At 70.2% G+C, this 25,327-nt stretch carries 25 protein-coding genes; 13 read left to right on the plus strand and 12 right to left on the minus strand.

What is annotated here, in order from left to right; translation table 11 throughout:
• The first annotated feature begins 24 nt into the window (after nt 1-24).
• From FB453_RS05495 to mshC, 4 genes are all read left to right on the plus strand, one after another.
• On the plus strand, nt 25-729 hold the full coding sequence (locus FB453_RS05495) for an MSMEG_4193 family putative phosphomutase (protein ID WP_145788053.1): 705 nt from the start codon (nt 25-27) through the stop codon (nt 727-729).
• A 157-nt stretch (nt 730-886) separates the two neighbouring features.
• The gene (locus FB453_RS05500; RefSeq protein WP_088948067.1) at nt 887-1,471 is read left to right on the plus strand and encodes a DUF3090 domain-containing protein; all 585 of its coding nucleotides are present in this window, start codon (nt 887-889) and stop codon (nt 1,469-1,471) included.
• The gene (locus tag FB453_RS05505; protein WP_112587406.1) at nt 1,468-2,286 is read left to right on the plus strand and encodes an SCO1664 family protein; all 819 of its coding nucleotides are present in this window, start codon (nt 1,468-1,470) and stop codon (nt 2,284-2,286) included. The genes FB453_RS05500 and FB453_RS05505 overlap by 4 nt, the downstream gene beginning before the upstream one ends.
• Nucleotides 2,287-2,352: 66 nt before the next feature.
• The gene (gene mshC / locus FB453_RS05510) at nt 2,353-3,591 is read left to right on the plus strand and encodes a cysteine--1-D-myo-inosityl 2-amino-2-deoxy-alpha-D-glucopyranoside ligase (protein WP_145788055.1); all 1,239 of its coding nucleotides are present in this window, start codon (nt 2,353-2,355) and stop codon (nt 3,589-3,591) included.
• A 111-nt stretch (nt 3,592-3,702) separates the two neighbouring features.
• Here the strand turns inward: mshC and FB453_RS05515 are convergent, their stop codons facing one another.
• Together FB453_RS05515 and FB453_RS05520 are read right to left on the minus strand one after the other, a co-directional pair.
• On the minus strand, nt 3,703-4,494 hold the full coding sequence (locus FB453_RS05515; RefSeq protein WP_145788057.1) for a GntR family transcriptional regulator: 792 nt from the start codon (nt 4,492-4,494) through the stop codon (nt 3,703-3,705).
• A gap of 123 nt (nt 4,495-4,617) precedes the next feature.
• Nucleotides 4,618-5,487 carry a PAC2 family protein gene (locus tag FB453_RS05520; RefSeq protein WP_030332815.1) on the minus strand — a complete coding sequence of 290 codons (870 nt, stop codon included), beginning with the start codon at nt 5,485-5,487 and terminating at the stop codon, nt 4,618-4,620.
• A gap of 276 nt (nt 5,488-5,763) precedes the next feature.
• Here FB453_RS05520 and metH point away from each other — a divergent pair, with 276 nt between their 5' ends.
• Nucleotides 5,764-9,264: a methionine synthase (cobalamin-dependent) gene (gene metH / locus FB453_RS05525; protein WP_486480211.1), complete on the plus strand. Its 3,501-nt coding sequence runs from the start codon at nt 5,764-5,766 to the stop codon at nt 9,262-9,264.
• 83 nt (nt 9,265-9,347) lie between these two features.
• Here the strand turns inward: metH and FB453_RS05530 are convergent, their stop codons facing one another.
• Nucleotides 9,348-9,836 (minus strand): DUF6193 family natural product biosynthesis protein, encoded by a 489-nt coding sequence (locus tag FB453_RS05530; protein ID WP_145788059.1) that lies wholly within the window; start codon nt 9,834-9,836, stop codon nt 9,348-9,350.
• Nucleotides 9,837-10,195: 359 nt separating this feature from the next.
• Between FB453_RS05530 and FB453_RS05535 the strand changes: the two genes are divergently transcribed.
• Nucleotides 10,196-10,948, plus strand: coding sequence for an MBL fold metallo-hydrolase (locus FB453_RS05535; protein ID WP_145788060.1), 753 nt, complete (start codon nt 10,196-10,198; stop codon nt 10,946-10,948).
• 66 nt (nt 10,949-11,014) lie between these two features.
• Here FB453_RS05535 and FB453_RS05540 read toward each other — a convergent pair whose 3' ends face one another.
• Together FB453_RS05540 and FB453_RS05545 are read right to left on the minus strand one after the other, a co-directional pair.
• Nucleotides 11,015-11,293 carry a hypothetical protein gene (locus FB453_RS05540; RefSeq protein WP_145788063.1) on the minus strand — a complete coding sequence of 93 codons (279 nt, stop codon included), beginning with the start codon at nt 11,291-11,293 and terminating at the stop codon, nt 11,015-11,017.
• A 33-nt stretch (nt 11,294-11,326) separates the two neighbouring features.
• Nucleotides 11,327-11,896: a hypothetical protein gene (locus FB453_RS05545; RefSeq protein WP_112625105.1), complete on the minus strand. Its 570-nt coding sequence runs from the start codon at nt 11,894-11,896 to the stop codon at nt 11,327-11,329.
• Between the two features lie 211 nt (nt 11,897-12,107).
• On the opposite strand from FB453_RS05545, the gene FB453_RS05550 reads away from it, so the two are divergent.
• Complete coding sequence (locus tag FB453_RS05550) at nt 12,108-12,548, plus strand: VOC family protein (RefSeq protein WP_145788065.1); 441 nt, start codon at nt 12,108-12,110, stop codon at nt 12,546-12,548.
• Nucleotides 12,549-12,684: 136 nt separating this feature from the next.
• Here FB453_RS05550 and FB453_RS05555 read toward each other — a convergent pair whose 3' ends face one another.
• A complete protein-coding gene (locus FB453_RS05555) occupies nt 12,685-13,404 on the minus strand; it encodes an SDR family oxidoreductase (protein WP_145788068.1) in 720 nt (239 codons plus the stop codon).
• A 167-nt stretch (nt 13,405-13,571) separates the two neighbouring features.
• Here FB453_RS05555 and FB453_RS05560 point away from each other — a divergent pair, with 167 nt between their 5' ends.
• Nucleotides 13,572-14,492, plus strand: coding sequence for a LysR family transcriptional regulator (locus tag FB453_RS05560; RefSeq protein ID WP_112734484.1), 921 nt, complete (start codon nt 13,572-13,574; stop codon nt 14,490-14,492).
• On the opposite strand, the gene FB453_RS05565 is transcribed toward FB453_RS05560, so the two are convergent.
• Complete coding sequence (locus FB453_RS05565; RefSeq protein WP_145788071.1) at nt 14,460-15,377, minus strand: NAD-dependent epimerase/dehydratase family protein; 918 nt, start codon at nt 15,375-15,377, stop codon at nt 14,460-14,462. The two genes, FB453_RS05560 and FB453_RS05565, sit on opposite strands and share 33 nt — an antisense overlap.
• Before the next feature lie 84 nt (nt 15,378-15,461).
• Here FB453_RS05565 and FB453_RS05570 point away from each other — a divergent pair, with 84 nt between their 5' ends.
• The 3 genes from FB453_RS05570 (at nt 15,462) to FB453_RS05580 (ending at nt 17,577) form a co-directional block, all read left to right on the plus strand.
• Nucleotides 15,462-15,890 (plus strand): VOC family protein, encoded by a 429-nt coding sequence (locus tag FB453_RS05570; RefSeq protein ID WP_112700187.1) that lies wholly within the window; start codon nt 15,462-15,464, stop codon nt 15,888-15,890.
• 128 nt (nt 15,891-16,018) lie between these two features.
• Nucleotides 16,019-16,603 carry a hypothetical protein gene (locus FB453_RS05575; RefSeq protein WP_486480166.1) on the plus strand — a complete coding sequence of 195 codons (585 nt, stop codon included), beginning with the start codon at nt 16,019-16,021 and terminating at the stop codon, nt 16,601-16,603.
• A 29-nt stretch (nt 16,604-16,632) separates the two neighbouring features.
• Nucleotides 16,633-17,577 (plus strand): acyltransferase domain-containing protein, encoded by a 945-nt coding sequence (locus FB453_RS05580; RefSeq protein WP_145788076.1) that lies wholly within the window; start codon nt 16,633-16,635, stop codon nt 17,575-17,577.
• On the opposite strand, the gene FB453_RS05585 is transcribed toward FB453_RS05580, so the two are convergent.
• Entirely contained in the window at nt 17,574-17,960 is a 387-nt protein-coding gene (locus FB453_RS05585; RefSeq protein ID WP_145788078.1) for a nuclear transport factor 2 family protein, read from the minus strand. The genes FB453_RS05580 and FB453_RS05585 overlap by 4 nt on opposite strands.
• 36 nt (nt 17,961-17,996) lie before the next feature.
• On the opposite strand from FB453_RS05585, the gene FB453_RS05590 reads away from it, so the two are divergent.
• Nucleotides 17,997-18,809: a helix-turn-helix transcriptional regulator gene (locus FB453_RS05590; protein ID WP_486480167.1), complete on the plus strand. Its 813-nt coding sequence runs from the start codon at nt 17,997-17,999 to the stop codon at nt 18,807-18,809.
• A 45-nt stretch (nt 18,810-18,854) separates the two neighbouring features.
• Here the strand turns inward: FB453_RS05590 and FB453_RS05595 are convergent, their stop codons facing one another.
• Nucleotides 18,855-21,686, minus strand: coding sequence for a PQQ-dependent sugar dehydrogenase (locus FB453_RS05595; protein WP_145788079.1), 2,832 nt, complete (start codon nt 21,684-21,686; stop codon nt 18,855-18,857).
• An 88-nt stretch (nt 21,687-21,774) separates the two neighbouring features.
• Nucleotides 21,775-22,914, minus strand: a complete 1,140-nt coding sequence (locus FB453_RS05600; protein WP_225855254.1) for a ThuA domain-containing protein — start codon at nt 22,912-22,914, stop codon at nt 21,775-21,777.
• A gap of 362 nt (nt 22,915-23,276) precedes the next feature.
• Between FB453_RS05600 and FB453_RS05605 the strand changes: the two genes are divergently transcribed.
• Nucleotides 23,277-23,624, plus strand: a complete 348-nt coding sequence (locus FB453_RS05605) for a hypothetical protein (protein ID WP_145788081.1) — start codon at nt 23,277-23,279, stop codon at nt 23,622-23,624.
• A 42-nt stretch (nt 23,625-23,666) separates the two neighbouring features.
• On the opposite strand, the gene FB453_RS05610 is transcribed toward FB453_RS05605, so the two are convergent.
• Nucleotides 23,667-24,380 carry an alpha/beta hydrolase gene (locus tag FB453_RS05610; protein WP_145788083.1) on the minus strand — a complete coding sequence of 238 codons (714 nt, stop codon included), beginning with the start codon at nt 24,378-24,380 and terminating at the stop codon, nt 23,667-23,669.
• A gap of 105 nt (nt 24,381-24,485) precedes the next feature.
• Nucleotides 24,486-25,304: a type II CAAX endopeptidase family protein gene (locus FB453_RS05615; RefSeq protein ID WP_186718071.1), complete on the minus strand. Its 819-nt coding sequence runs from the start codon at nt 25,302-25,304 to the stop codon at nt 24,486-24,488.
• Between the last annotated feature and the right edge of the window lie 23 nt (nt 25,305-25,327).

Here is a 25,327-nt window from a genome sequence, read left to right on the forward strand (position 1 = left end):
GGGCCCAGGTCATAGGGTGGTCCCGTGGCGACCCTTCTGCTTCTGCGACACGGCCGAACCACGGCGAACGCCGATGGCGGCCTGGCCGGTCGGCAACCGGTCGAGTTGGACGACACCGGGCGCGCCCAGGCCACCGCGGTCGGCGAGCGGTTGCGGGCGGTGCCGCTGGCCGCGGTGGTGACCAGCCCGCTCATCCGGTGCCGGCAGACCCTGGAGTTGGCACTCCCGCAGGCCGCCCCGGTGGTCGAGGACGGGCTGATCGAGTGCGACTACGGCAGCTGGGAGGGGCAGCCGCTGAAGAAGCTCGCCAAGGAGCCGCTCTGGCCGGTGGTCCAGCAGCACCCCAGCGCGGCGGTCTTCCCGGGTGGGGAGGCGATGGCGGCGATGGCGGCGCGTGCCGTGGCGGCGGTGCGCACCTGGGACGCCCGGGTGACCGCCGAGCACGGGCCCGAGGCGGTCTGGTTGGCGTGCAGCCACGGCGATGTGATCAAGGCCATCGTGGCGGACGCGCTCGGCGTACACCTGGATGCCTTTCAGCGGATCGTGGCCGACCCGGCATCGGTGACGGCGATCCGGTTCACGCCGCTGCGTCCGTTTCTGGTGCGACTCAACGACACCGGTGGCGACCTGGCGGCGCTGGTGCCGCCGCCGGCCAAGCGGCGTCGGCGCGCGAACCGCGTGGCCGACTCGGACGCGGCCGTCGGTGGCGGGGCGGGTGCGTCGGGGTGAGGCGCGTCACGACAGCGCCCCCGGCCGGAGCGTCAGCGCGCGCCGGAAGGGCCGCCACGCCCGGGTTTAGCCCCTGGTACGCCGGGCGCGCCGTCGCTGCGGCGATTCGCGTCGGTGGGGTGCGCGGTGCCAAGGCGGGCCGGATAGGGTCGTGGGTATGACCCACCAGGTGCACGCCTTCGAACCGCCGGAGCGGTTCGTCGCCGGGACTGTCGGGCCGCCGGGGGAGCGCACGTTCTTCCTGCAGGCCCGCGGCGGCGGCAGGCTGGTCAGCGTCGCGCTGGAGAAGGTCCAGGTGTCCCTGCTCGCCGAGAAGCTTGAGGAGCTGCTCACCGAGGCGCAGCGTCGCTTCGGGGTGGACCTGCCCGAGCTGGCGCCGGTGATCGGCGACAACGAGCCGCTGGACACTCCGGTCGACGAGGAGTTCCGGGTCGGGACGCTCGGGCTGGCCTTCGACGTGGACACCGCGACCGTGGTGATCGAGGCGATCGCGGCGGGCGAGGTGGAGCCCGAGGTCGAGCTCGGCGACGAGGACGACGAGGACGAGGACGACGACGAGGACGAAGAGCCGGACGAGGACCTGGATCGGCTCCGGGTCCGGCTCACTCCGCAGGCGACCCGCCAGTTCATCGAGCGGGCCCGGCGAGTGGTCAACGCGGGCCGGCCACCGTGCCCGCTCTGCGGCCAACCGTTGGACCCCGCCGGGCACCTTTGCCCGCGGCACAACGGTTATCACCGGTGACCTCGTCCGGCCTCCAGCCTCGCCAGGACGGCGACGCCGCGCTGCGGCTGCTGCGTGACGGCGTCCTCGACCTGGAGGGTCGGCTGGTCGACGCGTCGAACACGACGCTGCGCGGCATCCTGACCCTGGACGGGTTGACCGCCCGCTGCGTCTACAAGCCGGTCCGGGGTGAGCGCCCCCTCTGGGACTTCCCCGACGGCACCCTGGCTGGTCGGGAGGTCTCGGCGTACCTGGTCTCCCGGGCCACCGGATGGGACCTGGTGCCGCCCACAGTGCTGCGGGACGGCCCGTTCGGCCCCGGCTCCTGCCAGCTGTGGATCGACGAGCCGGAGGACGCCGAACCGCTTGTCGGTTTCCTGCCCGCCGGGGAGTTGCCGCCACGCTGGATCCCGATCGCCGCGGCCCGGGACGACGACGGTGCCGCGTACGCCCTCGCGCACGCCGACGACCCGCGGCTGGCCCGGCTCGCGGTGCTCGACGCGGTGCTCAACAACGCTGACCGTAAGGGCGGTCACGTGCTCGTCGGTGCCGACGACCGGATCTACGGCGTGGACCACGGGGTGAGCTTCCACGTGGAGGACAAGCTGCGCACGGTGCTCTGGGGTTGGGCCGGTAAGCGGCTGCCCGCGGACGCCGTGGAGATGCTCGACGCACTGGCCGGGCAGGTCGCCGGTGCGCTCGGCGCGGAGTTGGCCGACCACCTGACGATCAGCGAGGTGGCCGAGGTGGCCGCCCGGGTCGACCGGCTGCGCGAGACCGGCTGCTTCCCCCAGCCTCCGGAGGACTGGCCGGCGATGCCCTGGCCGCCCATGTGACCCGCTGTCATCTTGATCACCCGTGGGGCGCTCCGGCGTCGTCGTCGGGCTGGCTAGGCTGATCCCATGGAGTCTTGGGCGGGACACGAGGTGCCACGGCTGCCGGGCAGGGGCGAGCCACTGGCGTTGTACGACTCGGCGCGGCAGGGTGTCCACCCGAGTGAGCCGGCCGAGGCGGGAAGCATGTACGTCTGCGGCATCACGCCGTACGACGCCACGCACCTCGGTCACGCCGCCACCATGATCACCTTCGACCTGGTGCAGCGGATGTGGCGCGACGCCGGCCGCCCGGTGCGCTACGTGCAGAACGTCACCGACATTGACGACCCCCTGCTGGAGCGGGCCGCCCGCGACGGCGAGGACTGGGTGGTCCTGGCGATGCGCGAGACGGCGCTGTTCCGGGAGGACATGGAGGCGCTGCGGATCATCCCGCCGGAGCACTACGTGGGCGCGGTCGAGTCGATCCCGGACATCGCCGACAAGGTCGAGGTGCTGCTCAAGGATGGCGCCGCGTACCGGCTCGACGACGGCACCGGCGACGTCTACTTCGACATCTCCGCCACGCCCCGCTTCGGCTACGAGTCGAACCTGACCCGCGAGCAGATGCTGGAGATCTTCCCCGAGCGCGGCGGCGACCCCGACCGGGCCGGCAAGCGGGACCCACTTGACCCGCTGCTGTGGCGCGGCGCACGCGAGGGCGAGCCGTCCTGGCCGGGTGGCGAGCTGGGCCCGGGCCGCCCCGGCTGGCACATCGAGTGCGCGGTGATCGCGCTCAACCTGCTCGGCGACCGGATCGACGTGCAGGGCGGCGGCAACGACCTGCTGTTTCCGCACCACGAGGCATCCGCCGCGCACGCCGAGCGGCTCACCGGCCAGGCGCCGTTCGCCGAGCACTACGTCCACGCCGGCATGATCGGTCTGGACGGCGAGAAGATGTCCAAGTCCCGCGGCAACCTGGTCTTCGTGTCCCGGCTGCGCGCCGACAAGGTCGACCCGATGGCGATCCGGCTGGCGCTGATCTCCGGGCACTACCGCAGCGACCGCACCTGGACCGACGAGCTGCTCACCGCCGCGTACGAGCGCCTGGACCGTTGGCGGCGGGCCGCCGCCGCGCCTGCCGGGCCGTCCGGGGCTGAGCTGCTGTCCGAGGTACGCGCACGCCTGGCCGACGACCTGGACACCCCCGGAGCCCTGGCCGCAGCCGACCGCTGGGCCGAGGCGACCCTCGCCGGTGCCACCGACGACCCCGAAGCGCCCGCCCTCTTCGCGAACACTGTCGACGCCCTCCTGGGCATCCGCCTCTAGCCCACGCGCGTCGTGTCGCGCGCCTTGGTCGACTCGGTTTTCAGAAAGTCGCGGTGTCCCGGGCGCTGCGATGCCCGACTTCCAGGAAACCGAGTCGACCTTGGCGAGGGTTTAGCCCAGGACCAGGCCGGGGTCGGGTTCCGGGTCGGGGGTCGGGCCCGGGATCTTGTACTCCTCGGTGAGGGTGGTCATGGGGCCGGGCCAGGTCGCCTGGGACACCTCGATCGGCTTGCGGTGCGCGTCGTACGCGACGTGCAGCAGGTGCAGCACCGGGGTGTCCGGCCGGATCTGGAGGGTCTCGGCCTCCTCCCGGCTCGGCTGGCGGGCGCTGATCGTGTCGGTGGCCGAGACGTACCGCCGTCCGGTCGCTTCCTCGGCCTCCTGGTAGAGCGGCCGGCCGAACGCCTCGGTGCGCTCCAGCGAGGTGCCGGCGGTGTCGCGGGGGAGGAACCAGGAGGCGCCCACCTCGACGGGGGAGTCGTCGGTGCGGACGAGGTGCCGGCGGCAGAGCAGGTTGGTGCCGTCGGACACCCCGAAGGCGTCGGCCACCTCAGAGGGCGCGGGGGCGTGCCCGACGGAGACGAGCTGTTGGCGGTATCGGGCGGCCAGGTCGGTGTGGTAGCCGCGGAAGCCGCCGTACCGGCCTCGGGAGAGGCGGTTGAGGCGGCGGCGGGTGCCTCGGACGTACGTACCGGAGCCGGGTTTGGTGATCAGGATGCCCTCGACCCGCAGCTGGTCGACGGCGCGTTGCACTGTCTGCTTGGCGACGCCGAACATTTCGGCGATGGCAGGGATGGACGGCAGCCGCTCGCCCGGCCCCCAGTCGCCGCGGCGGACCTGGGCCTTGAGCTGCGCGGCGATCTGTCGGTGCGGGAACTCCGCGGCACCGGGATTGATCTGCACACTCGCCTCCTTGATCACATCTAGGTTCCTAGGATGCCCCAGCGGTTGTGACGGCGCCACCCCGGACACGCGAAAACGGGCCTCCGGACCACAAAAGGTCCGGAGGCCCGCAGCGAAACAGTGCTACCAGGAGCCGGCGGTGGGGCCCGCCGAACCGCCCCGGCGGCGCAGGTACTTCTCGAACTCCTGGGCGATCTCGTCACCGGTCAACGGGGTGATCCCCTCGTCGCCGACCCGTTCTTCCAGCTCGCGGACGTACTCGCCCAGCTCGGCGTCCTGCTCGGCGGCGCTGCGCACCCGCTGCTCCCACTCGGCGGACTCCTCGGCCAGGTCGGCCATTGGCACCGGCAGGTCGACGACCTCCTCGACCCGGTGCAGCAGGGCGAGGGTGGCCTTCGGGCAGGGCGGGTTGTTGGCGTAGTGCGGCACGTGCACCCAGAACGAGACGGCGTCCACCTCGGCGCGGGTGCAGGCGTCGTGCAGCACGCCGACGATGCCGGTCGGCCCGTCGTACCGGGTGGGGGTGAGCTGGTAACGCTCGGCGGCCTGCGCGTCGGAGGCGCTGCCGCTGATCGGCAGCGGCCGGGTGTACGGCACATCGGCCAGCAACGCGCCGAGCAGCACCACCCGTTCCACCTCCAGGCTGTGGCAGATCTCCAGCACCTGCTCGCAGAACGTCCGCCAGCGCATGCTCGGCTCGATGCCGCGGATCAGCACCACGTCACGGTCGGTGCCCTCCGGGCTGGCCACCATGAACCGGGTCGTCGGCCACTCCACCCGTCGGGTCTCCCCGTCGGCCATGGTGATGGTGGGCCGGCTGACCTGGAAGTCGTAGAAGTCCTCCGGATCCAGCTCGGCGATCTGCCGGGCGTTCCAGACCTGCTCCAGGTGCTCGACCGCGGCGGTGGACGCGTCGGCGGCGTCATTCCAGCCCTCGAATGCGGCGATCGCCACCGGGGACCGCAGCACCGGCAGTCCGTCGAACTCGGTCACGCCGTCACCTCACCCTGCTCGTCGCGGCTGGCGCCGGGACCGCGCCCGGTCGTCATACCGTGTGGCACGGCGGCGTCCCTGTTGTCCTTCACGTCCGTCAGCCTACGTGCAGGGCGAGGGTGCGGCCCGGCGGCCGCGCCGGTCGGCCGCTCCGGCAGCAGGTCATACCCGAACGAACCAGACAGGGTGATCCCCGTGACACAATAGGGGATCGCTCGAGGATGGTCGTGGAGTCCGGCCGAATCGCACTAACCTGAACGGGTGCGGACTTCATTGATGGATGTGCTGGCTGATCGCATTCTCATCGCCGACGGCGCGATGGGCACGATGCTTCAGGCCGCGGACCTCACGCTCGACGACTTCGACGGGCTGGAGGGGTGCAACGAGATCCTCAACGTCACCCGCCCGGACGTGGTGCGCGGCGTGCACGACGCCTACCTGGCCGTCGGTGCCGACTGCGTGGAGACGAACACCTTCGGGGCCAACCTCGCCAACCTCGCCGAGTACGACATCCCGCACCGCATCCGCGAGTTGTCCGAGGCGGGCGCCCGGATCGCCCGGGAGGCCGCCGACGCGGCCAGCACCCCGGAGCGACCCCGGTTCGTGCTCGGCTCGATCGGGCCGGGCACCAAGCTGCCCACCCTCGGGCACGCCGCCTACTCGACCCTGCGCGACGCCTATCAGGAGAACGCCGCGGGTCTGATCGTCGGCGGCGCGGACGCGCTGATCATCGAGACCTGCCAGGACCTGCTCCAGGTCAAGGCGGCAGTGGTCGGGTCGAAGCGGGCGATGGCCGAGCTGGGCCAGTCGGTGCCGATCATCTGTCACGTGGCCGTGGAGACCACCGGCACCATGCTGGTCGGCAGCGAGATCGGGGCGGCCCTCGCCGCGATCGAGCCGCTCGGCGTGGACCTGATCGGGCTCAACTGCTCCACCGGCCCGGCCGAAATGAGCGAGCACCTGCGCTACCTGTCGCAGCACTCCCGCATCCCGCTGTCGGTGATGCCGAACGCCGGCCTGCCGGTGCTGACCGCCGACGGGGCGTACTTCCCGCTGACTCCCGTGGAGCTGGCCGAGGCCCTGGAGCGGTTCATCACCGAGTACGGCGTGGGGCTGGTCGGCGGCTGCTGCGGCACCACCCCGGAGCACATCCGCGTGCTGGCCGAGCGCCTGCACGGCGTCACCGCTCCGGCCCGCGAGCCCCGGCACGAGGCGGGCGTCTCCTCGGTCTACCACCCGGTGCCGTTCGCTCAGGACGCGTCGGTGCTGATGGTGGGGGAGCGGACCAACGCCAACGGTTCGAAGGCGTTCCGGGAGGCGATGCTCGCCGGCGACTGGCGGGCCTGTGTGGAGATCGCCCGCAGTCAGGCGCGCGACGGCTCGCACCTGCTCGACCTGTGTGTGGACTACGTCGGCCGCGACGGCACGCAGGACATGCGGGAGCTGGCCGGCCGGTTCGCCACCGCGTCCACCCTGCCGATCATGTTGGACTCCACCGAGCCAAACGTGGTGGAGGCCGGCTTGGAGATGCTCGGCGGCCGCTGCGTGGTCAACTCGGTGAACTTCGAGGACGGCGACGGCCCCGAATCCCGGTACGCGCGGGTGATGCCGATCGTCCGTGAGCACGGCGCGGCGGTGGTGGCGCTGCTCATCGACGAGGAGGGCCAGGCCCGTACCCAGGAGTGGAAGGTCCGGGTCGCGGCGCGGTTGATCGACGACCTGACCGGCCGCTGGGGCGTGGACCGCTCCGACATCCTGATCGACGCGCTGACCTTCCCGATCGCCACCGGACAGGAGGAGACCCGCCGCGACGGCATCGAGACGATCGAGGCGATCCGGGAGATCTCCCGCCGCTACCCTGGTGTCAACTTCACCCTGGGCATCTCGAACATCTCGTTCGGGCTCAACCCGGCGGCCCGGCAGGTGCTCAACTCGGTGTTCCTGCACGAGTGCGTGCAGGCCGGCCTGACCTCGGCGATCGTGCACGCCAGCAAGATCCTGCCGATGTCGAAGATCCCCGACGCGCAGCGCGAGGTCGCCCTGGACCTGGTGTACGACCGGCGTCGCGAGGGGTACGACCCGGTGCAACGTTTCCTGGAGCTCTTCGAGGGCGTCGACGTGACCAGCGCCCGGGCCAGCCGCGCGCAGGAGTTGGCGGCGCTGCCGCTGGACGAACGGCTCAAGCGGCGGATCATCGACGGCGAGCGCAACGGCCTGGAGGCCGACCTGGACGAGGCGATGGCCGGCGGCCGGTCACCGTTGTCGATCATCAACGACATCCTGCTGGACGGCATGAAGGTGGTCGGTGAGCTGTTCGGCTCCGGCCAGATGCAGCTGCCGTTCGTGCTCCAGTCCGCCGAGGTGATGAAGACCGCGGTGGCCTACCTGGAACCACACATGGAGACCGCGGAGGACGGCGGCAAGGGCCGCATCGTGCTCGCCACCGTGCGCGGCGACGTGCACGACATCGGCAAGAACCTGGTCGACATCATCCTGTCCAACAACGGCTACGAGGTGGTGAACATCGGCATCAAGCAGCCGATCAGCGCCATCCTGGACGCCGCCGAGCAGCACCGCGCCGACGCGATCGGCATGTCCGGGCTGCTGGTGAAGAGCACCGTCATCATGAAGGAGAACCTGGCCGAGATGGCCACCCGCGGGGTCGCGGAGCGTTGGCCCGTCCTGCTGGGTGGGGCGGCGCTGACCCGCGCGTACGTCGAGGACGATCTGCGGTCGACGTTCCCCGGGCAGGTGCACTACGCACGGGACGCGTTCGAGGGCCTGTCCCTGATGGACCGGGTGATGACCGCCAAGCGCGGTGGCGCCCCGGTGATCGACCCGGAGCGGGAGGCGGCCCTCGCGGCCCGACGGGCGCGCCGGGAACGGCAGCGCTCGATGGTCACCACGTCGCTGCCGGAGCTGCACGACTCCTCGGTCCGCTCCGACGTGGCCGCCGACGCGGCGGTGCCCACCCCGCCGTTCTTCGGCACCCGGGTCGTCAAGGGCGTGCCGATGGCCGACTACGCCGCGCTGCTCGACGAGCGTGCCACCTTCTCCGGGCAGTGGGGGCTGCGTGGCGTCCGGGGCGGCAGCGGGCCCTCCTACGAGGAGCTGGTCGAGACCGAGGGCCGGCCGCGGCTGCGGTACTGGTTGGACCGGCTGATCGCCGACCAGGTCCTTGAGGCAGCCGTGGTGTACGGCTACTTCCCCGCGTACTCCGAAGGCAACGACCTGGTGGTGCTCGACGAGAACGGGCACGCGGAGCGCGCCCGGTTCTCCTTCCCCCGCCAACGCCAGGAGCGGCGGCTCTGCCTGGCGGACTTCTTCAGGCCACAGGGCGACCAGCTCGATGTGGTCGCGTTGCAGCTGGTCACCGTCGGCCAGCCGGTCAGCGAGTACGCGGCGAAGCTGTTCGCCCGCAACGAGTACCGCGACTACCTGGAGGTGCACGGGCTCTCCGTGCAGCTCACCGAGGCCCTCGCCGAATACTGGCACCAGCGCATCCGCGCCGAGATGACCCTGCCCGACGGTCGTCCGCTGGGGCACGACGACCCGGCGGACCTCGCCGGCATCCTGCACAACGACTACCGGGGTTGCCGGTACGCGTTCGGCTATCCGGCCTGCCCCGACCTGGAGGACCGGGCGAAGATCATGGATCTGCTCGGCGCGGAGCGGATCGGGGTCGAGCTGTCCGAGGAGTTCCAGCTGATGCCGGAGCAGGCCACCGACGCGATCGTGGTCCACCACCCGGAGGCCAACTACTTCAACGCCAAGTGACGCCTGTCCTCACGCAGTGGGGAGCGCCTGTCGACCGTCACTCTGGTTGGCAGACAACGGCGAGGTCGCACGGCCGTGCGGGGCTACGCCTCGTGTCTGCCAGCGACGGCCGGGCCGAGGTCGGCCGGAAAGTGCGAGACCGCCAACGCCACGGCCTCTGCGGCGGTGGCGGTCTCGCCGACTACCTCACTACGTCCCCAGACCCGGAAGTTCGAGTGCGAACCAAGCGCACCGAGGCTGACCGGGCTGGGTGAGAACGGATAGCCCGTGGTGGTAGAGAAGTTCAGGACGGAGTGACTCATGTACGGGTACAGCTGCCGTAGCCTCGGCTCGTCGTAAGCTGCCTCGATCAGCGCCCGGTGGCTCGGCTGATCGGTCTCCTCGGTTGTTTGTCTTAGCCACTGCCATTCCGCCGCTACCACTCGCGCCGGGCCTAGCTCGACGACTTCGCCTCGACGAGTCAGCGTGACAAATGGCACCGAGCGCCTGATGTCGTGCAATGGCATGCCGGAACGCCAGTTGTGCGCCGCTCGGACGACCTCGACCAGGTCGTTGGTGGTGCCAGCGATCAACTGGATTCCCTGCCCCCATCCTTCGACTCTGAAGCGGCGTTCATCGGTGCTCGCACTAACCGTGAGATCGTCACGAACCAAAGCTCCACTTGGGACACTCGCCCACGTCAGGGGGGAGGACCATTCCGACGTTCGAGCCGATCCGAGTGAGAGGCCATGATCTGCGGCGACGGCGTCGAGGGAGGTGGCAAGGCGGCCTGCGGCTACCACCTCGGGGTACAGGTCATCCATGGTGGGTCCGCTGGGCATGCACGCATTCTGCCGCAACCCGGCGCTGGCGGCCGTCCGTGCGTCTGGGTCTCGATCGACGCGAGCCATCATGCTGAACCGAGACTTGGCGACTCTGGCACGCTGTGCGGATGCGACAGGTCACCGTGCTTGGCAGTTCTGGTGCGTTTCCCGAGCCAGGCCGTGCCTGTAGCGGCTTCGCGGTGGACTGGGACGGCTACCGATTGGTGCTTGACCTGGGCTACGCCACGCTGCCGCGGTTGCTCACGCACTGGCCCGATGGTGCGCTGGATGCCGTCGTCATCACCCATGAGCACCCGGATCACTGCGTCGACCTGCACGGTCTGTTCAGGATGCGGTTCTACGGACATCCCGGGGGACCACGGCTGCCGTTGTTCTGCCCGCCCGGCGTGCTGGACCGGCTCGGTGGGTTGGAGCCCGATGTCGACCTGCACTCGGTATTCGATCTGCATCCACTGCCTGGCAGCTACCGGGTCGGGCCGTTCGACCTCACTGGGCTGTCTCTGCCGCACTTCGTGCCCAACGCCGGCATCCGGATTCAGGCCGACGGAATCGTCATGGCCTACTCCGGGGACACGGGGCCGACTCCCGCGTTGGCCGAGCTGGGCCGTGGCGCCGACCTGTTCATCGTCGAAGCGACGGACTACGAGGGTGAGGCCAGCCGTCCCACCCGTCACCTCATGACCTCCACCGAGGCCGGTCGGTGGGCTCGCCGCGCGGGTGCCCGCCGCCTGATGCTCACCCATTTTTGGCCCGGCAACGACCGGTCAGCCGCGGTGGCAGCCGCGCAGGTGGAGTTCGGCGGTGCGGTGCTGGCGGCTGAGGAAGGGCTCACTTTGGTGCTTGGAACACCAGATAGCTGACCTTCCTCTGTCGCACCGTGCGCGACTGGCCGTCGAGCGGCCAGCTCAATGACGGTCGGAGCACAGTCACTCGACGAACGTGCCATCCGCATTCATGATCTCGTCTCGCACCAGCGGTACGAAGGCCGACCAGGTCCCGCCATCCACGGCGACCGACATGCGGATGCGCCCATCGTCGTCATCAAGGGCGTAGCTGACCAGGCGATACCGCTTGCCGTCATCGCCGATGGCGTGGCGTACGTGCTTGTCATCGAGCATCGCGCGCCAGCCGCCGTAGTTGACGCCTCGCCACTCAGCCAGGCGCGCCTTGGCGAGCCCTGCCGCCGACTCGTTCTTCAACCCCACCTGCTCAGCCTTTCAGCCGCCGTGTGGCCGAAGCTACGGCGGTGGAGGAAGCGTCTGCAAGCTGTGCCGAAAGGCCGGTTCCGGCCACGTGGGCGCGGTCAACAGAAGGACGAAGTCCGGCAACGCGCATGGTGAGGGATCCCCAGTCAGTGCCCGCGAGTCCGGCTCGCTCTCCCAGTCGATGAGGTTGACGGTCACCGCGTAACGGCCGGCGGGCGCCGCCACGTGTAGGGCTTTCTCGTCCGGGATTGCTGACACGTCCTCCAGTCCGCTCAGGTAGAGCGACCCGGCTGAGGTGATGAGGTAGGGCTCTGATGCGACGACGAGGCGCGCCCGCTCGCGCGTTGTCAGGTCCGCAGCCTGCTGGGAGTCGCCGACACGGACCACGAACTGGAACGCGGAGTCCCCGAGGTTGATCGGCACGAGCACGCCGGCCAGGACGTGCTGGAGGATGTCATCGTCCTTGAGCAACGAGCCTTCCCATGAGTCGTCGTCGACGACCGAGGCGAAGCCCTCCGGGTTCCAGAGCACCTGCATGCCAGCATCAGTCATGACGGGTCCCGTTACCTCGAACATCCGGCCTCCCTGCACGTCGCTGACCATCGCCGGGCCGTCGAAGGCTAGCTAACAGCGACCAGCGACGACCAACGCCCGCGCAGCGGTGACCGTACCCGCGGATGTGCAGACGCTCGTCGACGGTCAGCGGCCCGCCACGCGAAAAGGCGGCCCGCGTTGGACGTCGAGAACGGCCGAGTGGCTCCGTCCTCGGGGAGGATGCGGTCACTGTGACCGCACCAGAGCAGGGAGATCCAGCATGGCGATCCAGCGGATGGACAACGTCCTCATCGTTGTCGAGGACCTTGACACGGTCATCGCGTTCTTCGTCGAACTCGGCATGGAGCTGGAGGGGCGGGGGCCGGTCGAGGGGCGGTGGGTGGAGCGTGTCATCGGGATCGACGACGTCCGGCAGGAGGTCGCGATGCTGCGGACCCCGGACGGCCACGGCAAGGTCGAGCTGGCGATGTTCCACCGACCGACGGCGATCAGCGCGGAACCGAAGAACGCGCCGGCCAACACGCTGGGCATTCGGCGCATCATGTTCGCCGTCGACGACATCGAGGACGTGATCACCCGGCTGCGCGGCCTTGGCGCCGAGCTTGTCGGGGAGGTGGAGCGGTACGAGGACGTCTACCGGCTCTGCTACGTCCGCGGCCCCGAGGGCATCATCGTCGGCCTGGCTGAACAGCTCCGCTGACGGCCGCCGCAGTACGGTCCACCCGCAACTTCAGGGATATAGGGCCCTCGCGGGCGGCGGAGACCACCACATCCCTGAAGTAGCGCGGATCTTGGAGTGCGCAAACCCGGCGCGCAGCGCGCAGGAGCAGACGGGTTCAGGAGATCAGGGTGCCGCCGTCCACGGTCACCACCGTGCCGGTGGCGTAGGTCGCCCGCAGGAGGTAGACGAACGCCTCGGCGACCTCCTCGGGCTCGCCCACACGTCCGAGCGGAAGCGAGCCGCTGAGCTGCGCGTACATCTGCTCTCGGGTTTCGGTCGGCAGTGAGTCCCAGAGCGGTGAGCGGATCACGCCGGCGGAGACGGCGTTGACCCGGATCGGGGCGAGTTCGACGGCGAGCGCGCGGACCAGCGCGTCGATCGCCCCGGTGATGCTGGCCGCGACGGACCAGCCAGCGCTGGGCCGGTGGTTTGCGGTGCCGGTGGTGAGGGTGATCGACCCACCGGGGCGCAGGTACGGCAACGCCGCGTTGACCGCCGACAGGGAGCCGAAGTAGCGCAGGTCGAAGGCGGTCCGGGCGGCGGTGAGGTCGAGGGCGTCGACGGACATCAGCGCGAGGGGTTCGCCGGCGGTGTAGACGAGGTGGTCAAACGACCCGAGATCGTGGAACAGACGGGACACGGCGTCGGGCTTGGTGAGGTTGGCGACGTACCCCTGGGTGGTGGTCGGCAGGGTCGTCAGGGCGCGGTCCACGCTGCGCTGATTGCTGGAGGCGACCACGACCTGGGCGCCCTCGCGGGCGGCGCGGGCGGCGGTGGCGAGGCCGATCCCCGAGGTTCCGCCGAGTACGACGACGCGCTGGTCGATGAGGGTCATGATCGTGTCCTTCCGGATCGAGTGGTGGGAACGGTTACCACCGTGCTCCGCCGGGGAGGCCCGCGTCCAAGACCTCTTTCACCTCCTGTGATGCCCATTGAGCATCACCCCGGTCATACCTTGCGGGTATCGTGGAACCGCCCGGAGCGGAAACGGATGGGGGCAGGGTGGACGTCGATCTGCGCAAGCTCCGCTACTTCGTGGCGGTCGCGGAGGAGTTGCACTTCGGCCGGGCCGCCGCGCGGCTGCACATCGCCCAGCCGGTCCTGTCGCGCCAGATCCGGGCCTTCGAGCACGAACTGCGCGCCGAGCTCTTCGTCCGGGACCGCCGCTCCACCGTGCTCACCGACGCCGGTCGCCAGCTGCTGACCGACGCCCGTCCGCTGCTCGCCTCGGCCGAGGCCCTGCGACGGCGGGTGCAACGGGCCGCCCACGGCAGGCCGACGTTCACCATCGCGTTCATGCCCGGCGTTCTCGTGACCGCCGAGGCCCGTGCCATCGGCCAGCGGCACCCCGACCTGGCCGTCAACGTGGTCCGTACCTCCTGGGACGACCAGGCCGAGATCGTCCGCGAGGGGCGCGCGGACGTCAGCTACGTGCGGCTCCCGGTGGACCAGCGTGGCCTGCGCCTGCGCCCCCTGTTCACCGAACCCCGCGTCGTCGTCCTGCCCACCGATCACCGGCTGGCCGGCAAGGAGTCGATCGACCTCGCCGAGCTGGTCGAGGAACGGCTCTTGCAGGACCCGGACGCGGTGCCGGAGTGGCGGGACCTACCGAACCGCCGGACGGAGCCCGGTCTCCGCCCTCGGCCCGAGCTGAACTCCGTGGAGGAGAAACTGGAGCATGTCGCCGCGTACGCCGGGATGGTGATCCTGCCGCTGTCGACGGCGACGTTCTACACGAGACCCGACGTCAGCCACGTACCCGTCACCGACCTCGGCCACAACCAGGTGTGCCTGGCCTGGGCCGAGGACAACCGGTCACCTCTGGTGCACGAGTTCGTCGAGATCGCCGCCCGGCAGACTCCACAACCTGACGATCGACGCCAAGGGGGGTCAGGCGGCGCGGCTCGGGAAGGTTTCGCGTAGGGCCGGGTCCAGCGGTCGACCGCTCGTCGGTTCGATGAACAGATCGGCGAGCAGGAGGTCGGCGAGGTAGCTGGGGTTCACCCCCGACTCCTTACGGCCGAGGGCCTGTAGCGCGCCGCCCAGTCGCAGCGCGGCCTTCGCGGCGCCCGACGGCATCCGCGCGACCCGGCGTCGCCGACCGACCGCGTCGGCGATGCGCCCGATCATGTCGTGCCAGGTGAGGTTCTCGTCGGCGACCGGGATGTCCGCGCCGCTGGCCTGCTCGAGGGCGTCGACAGCGACTTCGGCCACGCTGCGGGCGGAGGCCGCGGCGCTGCCGCCGGTCGGGGCGACCAGCGGTGTACGCGAGCGGGCCCACCGGTCCAGCGGACCGGCCCAGTTGGGCAGTCGGTCGCCCGCCCGACCGAAGACGAAGGGCAGTTCGAGTACGGCGACCGGCAGACCCTCGCCGGCAGCCGCCCGACCCTCGCGGGCCTGCTCCAGGCGGCACCGGATGTACGTGTGCCGCTCGGCGAGGCGCCACTGCGGGTGGAGCCGGTCGAAGTAGGTGTAGTAGGAGCCCATCACGACGCCCCGGGTGAGCCTTTCGAGGCGGGCGGCGGTGAACAGGCGTACCACCGGGTCGACGTTGTCGCGGCGGAACTCGGGATAGATCGGCTTGGGCAGCGGCCGTTGCTCCTCGGTGCGGGTGGCGTACACGACGCCGTCGTGACCGGCGAGCAACGGCCGCAGCTCCTCGATCGAGGCGGACCCGACATCGAGCAGATGGTCGACGCCCGGCTGGGCGGTACGCGCCACAGTGGTCGCGGCATGGCCACGTTCCCGGAGCACGTCCACGACGTGAGCGCCGATCAGGCCGCTGCCACCCACCACAAGAATTCGCACGGTGCATCGTCCACTCTGGAGGCAGGCCTTTGTCAAGCGGCTGCGCCGCGATTCGACCAGAATGGCACCTGGAGGTGATCAACCATGGTCGACCAGGAGAGCGTGCCCAAGCTGTGTTCGGTGGTGCTCGACTGCACCGACGCGCGGGCGCTGGCGGAGTTCTATCGACAGCTACTGGGCTTCGTCTACCGGCCCGGTGACGAACCGCCAGCGGCCGGCGAGGCCGACGAACGCGGCCGTGACTGGCTGGTGCTGCGGTCGCCCGGCGGCGGACCCCAGATCGCGTTTCAGCAGGTGGAGCATCTGCCGGAGGCGACGTGGCCGGCGAATACCGTGCCCCAGCAGCTGCACCTGGACCTGACCGTGGAGTCCGTCGAGGAGTTGCTGGTCCAGCATGAGCGCGTGCTGCGCCTCGGCGGCCGGCTGTTGTACGACCGCATCGACGACCCGGACGAGCCACTGCGCGTGTACGCCGACCTGGCTGGGCATCCCTTCTGCGTATTCGTCGGCTGAGCGGGCTGAGCGGGTTGCCGCCACCTCGGCGGCGCGCAGGTTGGCAACGGGCGAGGATGGCGTCCGCGACCCCGACATTCGCATAGGTTCGAGGCAGGCAACACCATCGCTGTGAAACGGGGTTGAGGATGCCGGAACCGCGCGCCTTCTGGCTGGACGAGCAGTTCGACCGTGAGCACGGCACCGACGGGCGCGGCCGGTACGAGGCCGAGGTGTTTCGTCGGATCGACGAGTTCGCCGACACCTGGGGTGACTTCGCGCCCGTGGCGTTCGCGGTGACCGCCTGGCGGCTGGCCACCGAGCTGTCGCCGGGCTTCGTGCGCTGGCACCGGCGGATCATCTCGGCGACCTGCGCGCGCAGCCCGTGGGACGGCAGCCTGGTCTGCGCGGTGACGTTGGCCTCCCGCTGGCCGGCCGAGCTGACCTGGACCAGGCAGTGGCAGCGCGACCGTGGTTGGCAGGACTGGCCCCAACTGTTCGGCCAGTTCACCACACCCACCGAGGAGGACCAGACGCGACGTCCGCATCTGCGCGCGCTGCTTCAGGTGGAGGCGCCGGTCCCGCTCGACGACCTGCCGCCGACGCCCGACGGTCCGGACGACGAGGTCGCCGTGGCGGCACGCCGGGCCGTGGCGGTGCTGGCCCGGGAGCTCAACGAGCTTCTCGCGCCGATGATCGGGCAACTCGACGCCGGAGTGCCGGCGGACTCCTGAGAGGCCCGCCGGCCGGTACTGTCGTCGGCGTGGATCTGGACGACATCGCCGCCCGGCTCGGGGTGCCCGTCGAGGAGGTCGACCGGGTGCACCGGCTCGCCGCTGACGGGCCGTCAGTTCCGTTGCCAGACAAGGCCGACGCGCCCGCGCTCCTCGACCGGCTCGCCGTGCGGCCGGACGACGCCGCCGAGATCATCGCGGGCTGGCCCGACCCTGACTCTCCGCTGTGGACTCCCGAGCTGCGCTGGCTGCTCGACCGCTCGATCGCCCTGGTCCGCGCCGACCTCGCGGGCTACGACTGGCTGTCGCCCGGCCCGGAGCTGCCGCGAGAGCGCGGGCCTGCCTGGCGCCATCTCTACGTGTACGCGTACCTGGCCCTGGTCGACGTGGTGCGCGGGTACCACCGCGACCACGGCATCCCCGATGCCGTGACCTGGGTGACAGTGGCTGACCTGGGCCGCAACCTCGCCATCGACCGACGGATGCGCGGCGAGGGGTGGCCGGTCATGCAGAGCTGGCTGACGCTGCACTCGCGCGGCAGCGTCTACGAGCTGGGCCGGCTACAGCACCAGCGTGGCGACGGCGCCATCGGCCTGCACGTCCCCGATTCGGGGCCGTTGACCACGGAGGCGGTCGAGGCGTCCCTCGGCGAGGCCCGCGCGTTCTTCCCCCGGCATTTCCCCGACGAGCGCTACACCGCGTTCTCCTGCGCCTCGTGGCTGCTCGACCCACAGCTGCGGGAGTACCTTCCCGAGGACTCCAACATCGTGCGGTTCCAGCGCCGGTTTGAGCTGGAGCCCTATGACGAGTCGGCGGGGCCGGACGCCGACATCGAGGTGCTGCGGTTCGGGTTCCGGACCCTGAGCACGCCGCTCGACGAGCTGCCGCGCCGCACGGTGCTCCAGCGCGCGATCATCGACCACCTGCGGGCCGGCGGCCACTGGCACTGGCGCCACGGCCGCTTCCCGATCTAGGCACCCGCGTCCCACCACGCGCCGTTGGCGGCCGCCTGGGCTGCCGGTTCGATGACTTCCCACACCTCCGCGATCAATCCGTCGGCGATCCGCAGGACGTCGACCACCACGATCTCCGGCCCTCCATCGGGGAGTCGGCGTCGCGAGTGCACCACGACGTGGTCACCGTCGGCCAGCAGGTGCAGGATGTCGACCCGCATGCCGGCGGTCGGGCCCAGCGCGGCGCGGACCGCGGCGAGCCACTGTGCCCTGGTCGAGGTCGTCGAATCCGACCGGTGATGGGTGAAGTCCTCGCTCAGATACGAGGCGAGCGTGTCGACGTCGCCGGTGTCGACCAGTCCCGCCAACGCACGTCCGACGATGCTCTTGTTCTCGGTGGTCATGGCCGCAAGTGTTTCCCCGGCCTCGTGCGCTTGTCGATGACATCGCACTTCATGGCGTTGCGGGCGACGATGAGTAGGCTCATGATCGTGTACGCGGTCGGGGAACTCCTGCGGCAGTGGCGCAAACGCCGAGGGCTCAGCCAACTCGACCTGGCGATCGCCGCGGATGTCTCGGCTCGGCACGTCAGCCTGGTCGAGACCGGCAAGTCCACGCCGAGCGCCGACATGATCCTCCGGCTCGCCGACCAGCTTCACGTGCCGCTGCGTGATCGCAACCAGCTGTTGCTCGCCGCCGGCTTCGCGCCCCGGTACACCCAGCGCCCGCTCGACGACGCCGCCCTGTCGGGTGCCCTCGACGCGGTCCGCAGGGTGCTCCAGGCGCACGAGCCGTATCCGGCGCTGGTCTTCGACCGCCGGTGGAACATCGTGCTGACCAACCGCGCGGTCGACCCGTTCTTCGCGTACGCGGCACCCGACCTGTTGCGGCCGCCGGTGAACCTGGTTCGGCTGGGCCTGCACCCGCGCGGGCTCGCCCCCCTGGTCGTCAACCTGGCGGACGTGCGGGCGGTGTTCCGCAGCCGGATCTCGCGCCAGCTCGCCGCCGCGCCCGACGCGGAACTCGCGGCGCTCTACGACGAACTCCTGAACCCGCTGCCCGACGACCCGCCGGACCAACGGGTCGACGCCGACGTGGTGATCCCGATGATCCTGCGAATCGCTGGACGCGAGCTGCGGCTGTTCTCGACCATCACCACGTTCGGCACCCCGATGGACATCACCATCGAGGAGATCGCTGTGGAGTCCTACTACCCGGCGGACCCGCAGAGCGCCGCCTACTTCACGCAGTAGGGCCCGGCCTGGTCACCGCCCAGGCCGGGCCCTACGACGTGCTGGTCAGCTGGTGGTCAGGACGAACCTCTCCCAGGACCCGACCGACGTCCGGTTGGCGATCAGTGATCCGGCCCCGGCGTTCTCGGCGGCCACGATCTGGTTGTTCGCCAGAGCCCGCAGACCGACCGTCCCGTCGGAGTTGTTGATGATCTGGAACGTCTCCCACGGCCCGATCGTCGTGCGGTTCGCGATCAACGGATTGGCGCCGGCGTTGTCGGCGCAGACGTACAGCCCGTTGGCGCGCGACCGCAGGGCGATGTTGCCGTTGCCGGCGTCCACCCGGTCGAACTGCTCGGTCGTCGAGACGCTGGCCTTGTCGGCGATCAGCGGGTTGGTGCCGACGGCCGACACGTACTGGTTGTTTACCTGCGCCCGCAGCGTGATCCCTCCGCTGGGGGTGGTGGTGCCGGTGGCGAAGGTGAACGCGTCCACGTCGAACAGGTTGCCCGAGCCGCCCTTGAACACCAGGTACAGCGTGGTCGTCGAGGCGGGCGGGTTGCTGATGGCGGTGGAGACGTCAACGAAGGTCTCCCAGCTACCGGTCACCGGCACCGTGGCGGTGCCCAGCAGGGTGCCGGTGGCCGACCCGGCGCGAACCTCGATGGTGCCGCCGGCACCGGCCGAGGAGACCCGAGCGGTGAACCGGTTCGCGTTGGACAGGTTGTACGGCTGGTAGGAGATCCAGTCGTTGTTCTCGATGAACCCGGCCGTGCGGCCACCCTCGGCGTTGGTGTGGTCGGTGGCCTGGACACCGGACTGGGCGCTGAAGTGCTCACCCTGACGGTGTTTCGGTTGCAGCGTCTTGATGCTGTGCGTGGTGAGCCCACCGTTGTCGGTGTACGCGGCGTCGAAGACCCCGTAGATGTTGGCCGCCGAGTCGTGCTCACCGTCCGTCGGCACGGTGATCGTGCCACTGCACCCGGTCTTCGAGGTGATCTGGTGGGCGTGGCTGTCGTGGCCCAGCGCGTAGGTCAGGCTCACCTTGGAGCAGTCGATCGTGCCGTCCTGCGGGTCGCTCACCGAGATCTGGTACGGCACCGTGTCACCGAAGCTGAACAGCTGCCCGTCAGTGGGCGAGGTGAGGGACACCGTGGGTGCGGTGTTGCCCACCGTGACGATCAGGCTCGCCGTGCCGGACAGGCCGGTCGGGTCGGTGACCTTCAGGGTGGGGCTGTACGAGCCGTTGGTGGTGTACGTCTTTGTGGGGTTTGCCGCCGTCGACGTGGTGCCGTCGCCGAAGGTCCACAGGTAGCTGAGCGCGCCGCCCTCGGGGTCGGAGCTGCCGGCCGACGAGAAGTTGACGGTCAACGGGTTGGCCCCCGACGTGGGGTTCGCCGAGGCGACCGCGATCGGGCTGCGGTTGCCACCACCGATGTACTCGATCCGGAAGAGCGCCTGGTTGTTCGAGCCGGTGCCGTAGTCCAGCACGTACAGGGCGCCGTCCGGGCCGAAGGTCATGTCCATGACCTGGGTGCCGGTCCACGGGAAGTTGGAGATCTCCCCGCGCGAGCCGTCGGAGTTGACCTTGATGGCCTTGATCCAGCGGCGGCCGTACTCACCGGCGAAGAACTGGCCGTCCAGCGATGACGGGAACTTGATGCTGGAGTTGAGCGAGGCGTTGTACCGGTAGACCGGCCCACCCATCGGTGACTCCGAGCCGCTGCCGAACTCCGACGGCGAACCGGAGTCGCCCGCGTACTTGATCCAGGCCGGTTTCGCCGCGGGCAGCGTGCCGAGCCCGGTGTTGCGGAACGAGTTGTTCGTCGGCCCGCCCGTGCAGTTGTACTTGGACTGCGACGGCCCGGACGGGAAGGTGTATTCATTGTATGTTTCCGTGCTGGTGTTGCTGCCGGTGCAGTACGGCCAGCCGTAGTTGCCGGGCGCCGCGATGCGGTTGAACTCGACCTGACCCTGGGGGCCCCGGCTGGAGTTCGTGCTGCCTGCATCGGGGCCGTAGTCACCGAGGTAGACCACGCCGGTCGCCTTGTCGACGCTCATCCGGAACGGGTTGCGCAGGCCCATGGCGTAGATCTCCGGGCGGGTGCCCGACGTGCCGGGGGCGAACAGGTTGCCCGACGGGATCGTGTACGTGCCGTCCGCCTGCGGCTTGATCCGCAGCACCTTGCCCCGCAGGTCGTTGGTGTTGCCCGCCGAGCGCTGGGCGTCGAACTGCGGGTTGCGGTTGGTCCGTTCGTCGAGTGGCGCGTAGCCGGAGGACTCGAACGGGTTGGTGTCGTCGCCGGTGGTCAGATACAGGTTGCCGGCGGCGTCGAAGTCCAGGTCACCGCCGACGTGGCAGCACTGCCCGCGGTCGTTGGCGACCTGGAGCACGATCTTCTCGCTGCCCAGGTTGAGCGTGTCGTCGCTGTTGAGGGTGAACCGGGACAGCCGCAGGTGCCCCTTCCACCGGTCCCAGTCAGACTGCGAGCCGGTGGTCGGGGCGTCCCCGGACGGGGTGCTCAGCGTGGGGGAGTAGTACAGGTAGATCCACCGGTTGGTGGCGAAGTTGGGGTCGACGGCGACGCCCTGCAACCCCTCCTCGTCGTGGGTGTAGACGGGCAGGGTTCCGGAGACCTTGGTGTTGCCGGCCACGTCGGTCACCCGCAGGACGCCGTTGCGGGCGGTGTGCAGCACCGAGCGGTTGGGCAGGACGGCCAGGGACATGGCCTCACCCAGCTCGCCCGAACCGGTGGCGAGCTTGACCTGCTGATAGTCGGAGGCGGGAATCACCGCCGCCTGGGCGGTGGACGGTGCAGCCACAGCGAGGGCCGCGCTCGCGACGGTGAGGACCGCCGCGAAGAGCGCCCGGGGCCAGCGCCGGGGGTACGAGAGCATGATCGTCCTTTCTCGACGACCGGGGGACGGGCGCGCGGGGGCGCACCACGACCAGGTGGGGTGGTGGAGAACGTGCGGGGGGACCAGGTCAGTTGGTGGTGACCAGGTCGAACTTCTCCCACTGACCGATGGAGGTCCGGTTGGCGATCAGCGGGGACGCGCCCGCGTTGTCGGCGGCGACGTAACGGTTGTTCACAGTGGCCCGCAGGCTCACCGTGCCGTCGGAGTTGCGGACCAGCTGGAACGTCTCCCAGGCGCCGGCGGTGGCCCGGTTGGCGATCAGCGCGGCGGCCCCGGCGTTCTCGGCCGCGACGAACTGCCCGTTGCCCTTGGCGCGCAGCGCCACGTTGCCGTTGGCGAGGTTGACCAGGTCGAACCGCTCGGTGGTGCCGACGGAGGTCTTGTTGGCGATCAGCGAGGTGGTGGCGTTGGGCGCGCTCACGTACTGGTTGTTGGCGCGGGCCCGCAGGGTGGAACCGCTGGCGGTGGGCGGCGGGGTCGTCGTGCGCGGCGAGCAGTCTGCGGTCACGGAGCCCGCGGCGACCTGGAGGCCACCGAGCAGCATGCGGGTGAAGTTCGGGTCGGTGTACGACGCCTCGGTGTGCCCGAGGCCCGTGTACCAGGCACGCCCGCCGCCGTACGCCTTGCACCAGGTGATCGGGTGGTCGCCGCCCATGTTGCCGCCGCTGTAGGACGACTCGTCGAGGCTGGCCAGAACCCGTGCGCTGGACCGGGGGTTGGTGCGGTAGTTGTACCACTCGTCGGAGCGGACCCAGGTGGTGCCGAGGTGGGCGGTCGACGGGTTGGTCTGGTCCTCGATCTTCACGGTGGCGTTCTGGATCGCCGGGTGCGAGTCGAACCACGCTCCGACCAGCGAGCCGTACCACGGCCAGCTGTACTCGGTGTCGGCCGCGGCGTGCACGCCGACGTAGCCACCACCGGCGGCGATGTACGACTCGAACGCGCTCTGCTGGCTGGCGTTGAGGACGTCACCTGTGGTCGACATGAAGACCACCGCCTGGTACTGGGCCAGGTTGGAGGTGGTGAACTGGGCGGCGTCCTCGGTCGAGGTCACTGTGAAGCCGTTGGCCGAGCCGAGCTGCTGGATCGCGGCGATGCCGTTGGGGATGGACGAGTGCCGGAAGCCGGCGGTCTTGCTGAACACCAGGACCTTGGTCAGGGGTGCCGCTGAGGCGGGGGTCGGCAGGGCGACCAGGCTGGCCAGCATGACGGCCAGGCCGGTGACGAGTGCCAACAGGCGGGGACGGGAACGCATGGTCTTGCTCCTCTGCTGAGCGTCGACCTCAGGCTGTGCACACGGGCAGGCCGGAGGCCGCGATGGCGGTGGTGCGGAAGCCGGGCCGCCGATGCTCGGCTGAGGTGGTGCGGGGTGGTTGGGGGTGCAGGGGTGGGGCGGTGAAACCAGCCGACGACTCGAACCACCCACAGTGGACGGTCACAATTCATCGACTGGCATCGTTGACGCAGTAAACCTCCGATGTCTAGGCCCCGTCAAGCCCACGTGCTCGGTCCCGAGTACGCCCGCGCACGGCCGGCGTCGGCGTGGAGGTGCGACGTATGGTCGGTGGCATGGCCACCGACGAAGATCGAGAACGGCTCGCCGGGCAACTCGTGGCGCTGCCGGTCCGCGAGCTGGTCGACGTCCTGCGCCGTGCCCTGCCGCACTTCACCGAGGAGGCGTACGGCATGCGAACTACGCTGACTCTGGCCAGCGTCACCTACTACGAGGACGAGGTCGAACCGGGCCTCAACGTCGAACTGGTCGCCTGGCCCGACCGCGACTACTACGACGGGGACCTCGGGATGGACCAGGGCCTGTGGGAGAACGGCCACTGCGCACGGTGCGACATCGAGGTCGTCTCGAATGCCAAGCGCGCGTTCTGCCCGTACTGCGGATCCGCGTGCGGCCTGACCTGAGCACCACGTCGGCCGGCCGTCGCGCGGCCAGCCTCTGCCGCCCTACGCGGGGCTGCGGGTGCCCCGGGTCGCCATCAGGATGAGGTCGGCGATCGTCTCCGGGTGGGTGACCATGGCCAGATGCGACGATTCGACCTCGATGGTCGTCGCGTTCATCCGATCGGCCAGAAACCGCTCCAGCTCCGGCGCGGTCGTGCGGTCCTGGGTGGAGATCGAGTAATAGCACTGCCGGTCCCGCCAGGCGGCCGTCGTCGTGCGGCCCTGGAAGAGGTCCTTGGCGATCGGGCCCTGCACCGCGTGCAGGGCGCGGGCGCGGGTCTGCTCGATTCCACCGGCGAAGTCGGCCAGGAAGGCACTCTCGCTGAGCTGCGCGTACCCGTCGTGGTGCACGAGGCCGGCATTCGCCGGCGGCGTGGGGTATTTCGCCGCGAGCGCGGCGTAGTCCTCGCCGGCGTCCGGCGCGCGGGCGGCGACGTAGACCAGGGCGGTGACCCTCGGGTGGTTACCGGCCTCGCTGATGATCGTGCCGGCCCAGGAGTGGCCCACCAGCACCGTCGGGCCGTCCTGGCGGTCGAGGGCGCGGTTGGTGGCCGCGACGTCGTCGGCCAGGGAGGTCAGCGGGTTCTGGACCGCGGTGACCGTCAGCCCGGCCCGCTGTAGCAGCGGAATGACGTCGGACCAGGACGAGCCGTCGGCGTACGCGCCGTGGACCAGGACCACGTTGCGGGCGGGCTGGGCCGAAGACGTGTCGCTCATCCGAAAACCTCCGCACGACGCCGCGCCGTCGCTCGTTTCTCGACGACAGCTCTCGCCCGCCACTCTTCCCCACGCCGGTCGGTGCGGTGGGCCAAACGCCCAGCTTCAGCCGCTCTGGCGCACCGGGTGCGGTGCGAGGGCGCGCCAGTTCAGATCGTCCCGGTAGTGGTGTCGCAGGACCAACCAGCTGACCGAGAACGGAATGGCCCCCATGGCCACCACGCCCAGGACGTCCGCGCCGACCACGTCGAAGACCGCCCCGACGTTGCCGAACAGCTGAGCGACCGTCTGGAACGCGACGTGCAGGCCGATGCCGGCCCAGATGTCGCCGGTGGCGGCGCGGAAGGCACCCAGCAGCAGCGCGAAGACGAAGAAGAGCGCCAGTCGGTCGACGGATCTGGCCGCCCCGACGAGGAACCCGAACACTGTGAACAGCACTGCCTGCCCAAGGACGGCCTGCCCGGCGGGCAGCCGGGTGGCGAGGTTGTGTTGCAGGTACCCGCGGAAGATCAGCTCCTCCGGCAGCGCCTCCTTCAGGAAGACCAGCACGACCAGCAGCGCCGCCACCCGCAGCACGTCCCCGACGGACGTCCGGACACTGATCTCGACCCAGCCGACACCGAGGCAGAGCGCGAACCCCGCCGCGGCGGGCACGAGCCAGCAGGCCATGCCGAACAGCAGACGCCGCCAGCCGGCGCGCAGCGACGGCAACCCGAGGTCGACCCAGGGCCGTCGGTCCAGGACGCGACGGGCGACGACCACCAGGGGTACGACGACAGCTGTGGTGAGGACCGCCCCGACCGCATGGGTGGGCCGGTCGTAGTCATGGTCGAGCAGGGCGCCCAGGAACAGCCACACCAGCACGGCGGCGGTGGCCAACACGAGGATCCGCCAGGGCAGGGCGAGACGAGATCCGGCGCTCACCACGCGCAGCGTAGCCAGCGGCG

It is taken from the genome of Micromonospora sp. CNZ322 (assembly GCF_007827755.1).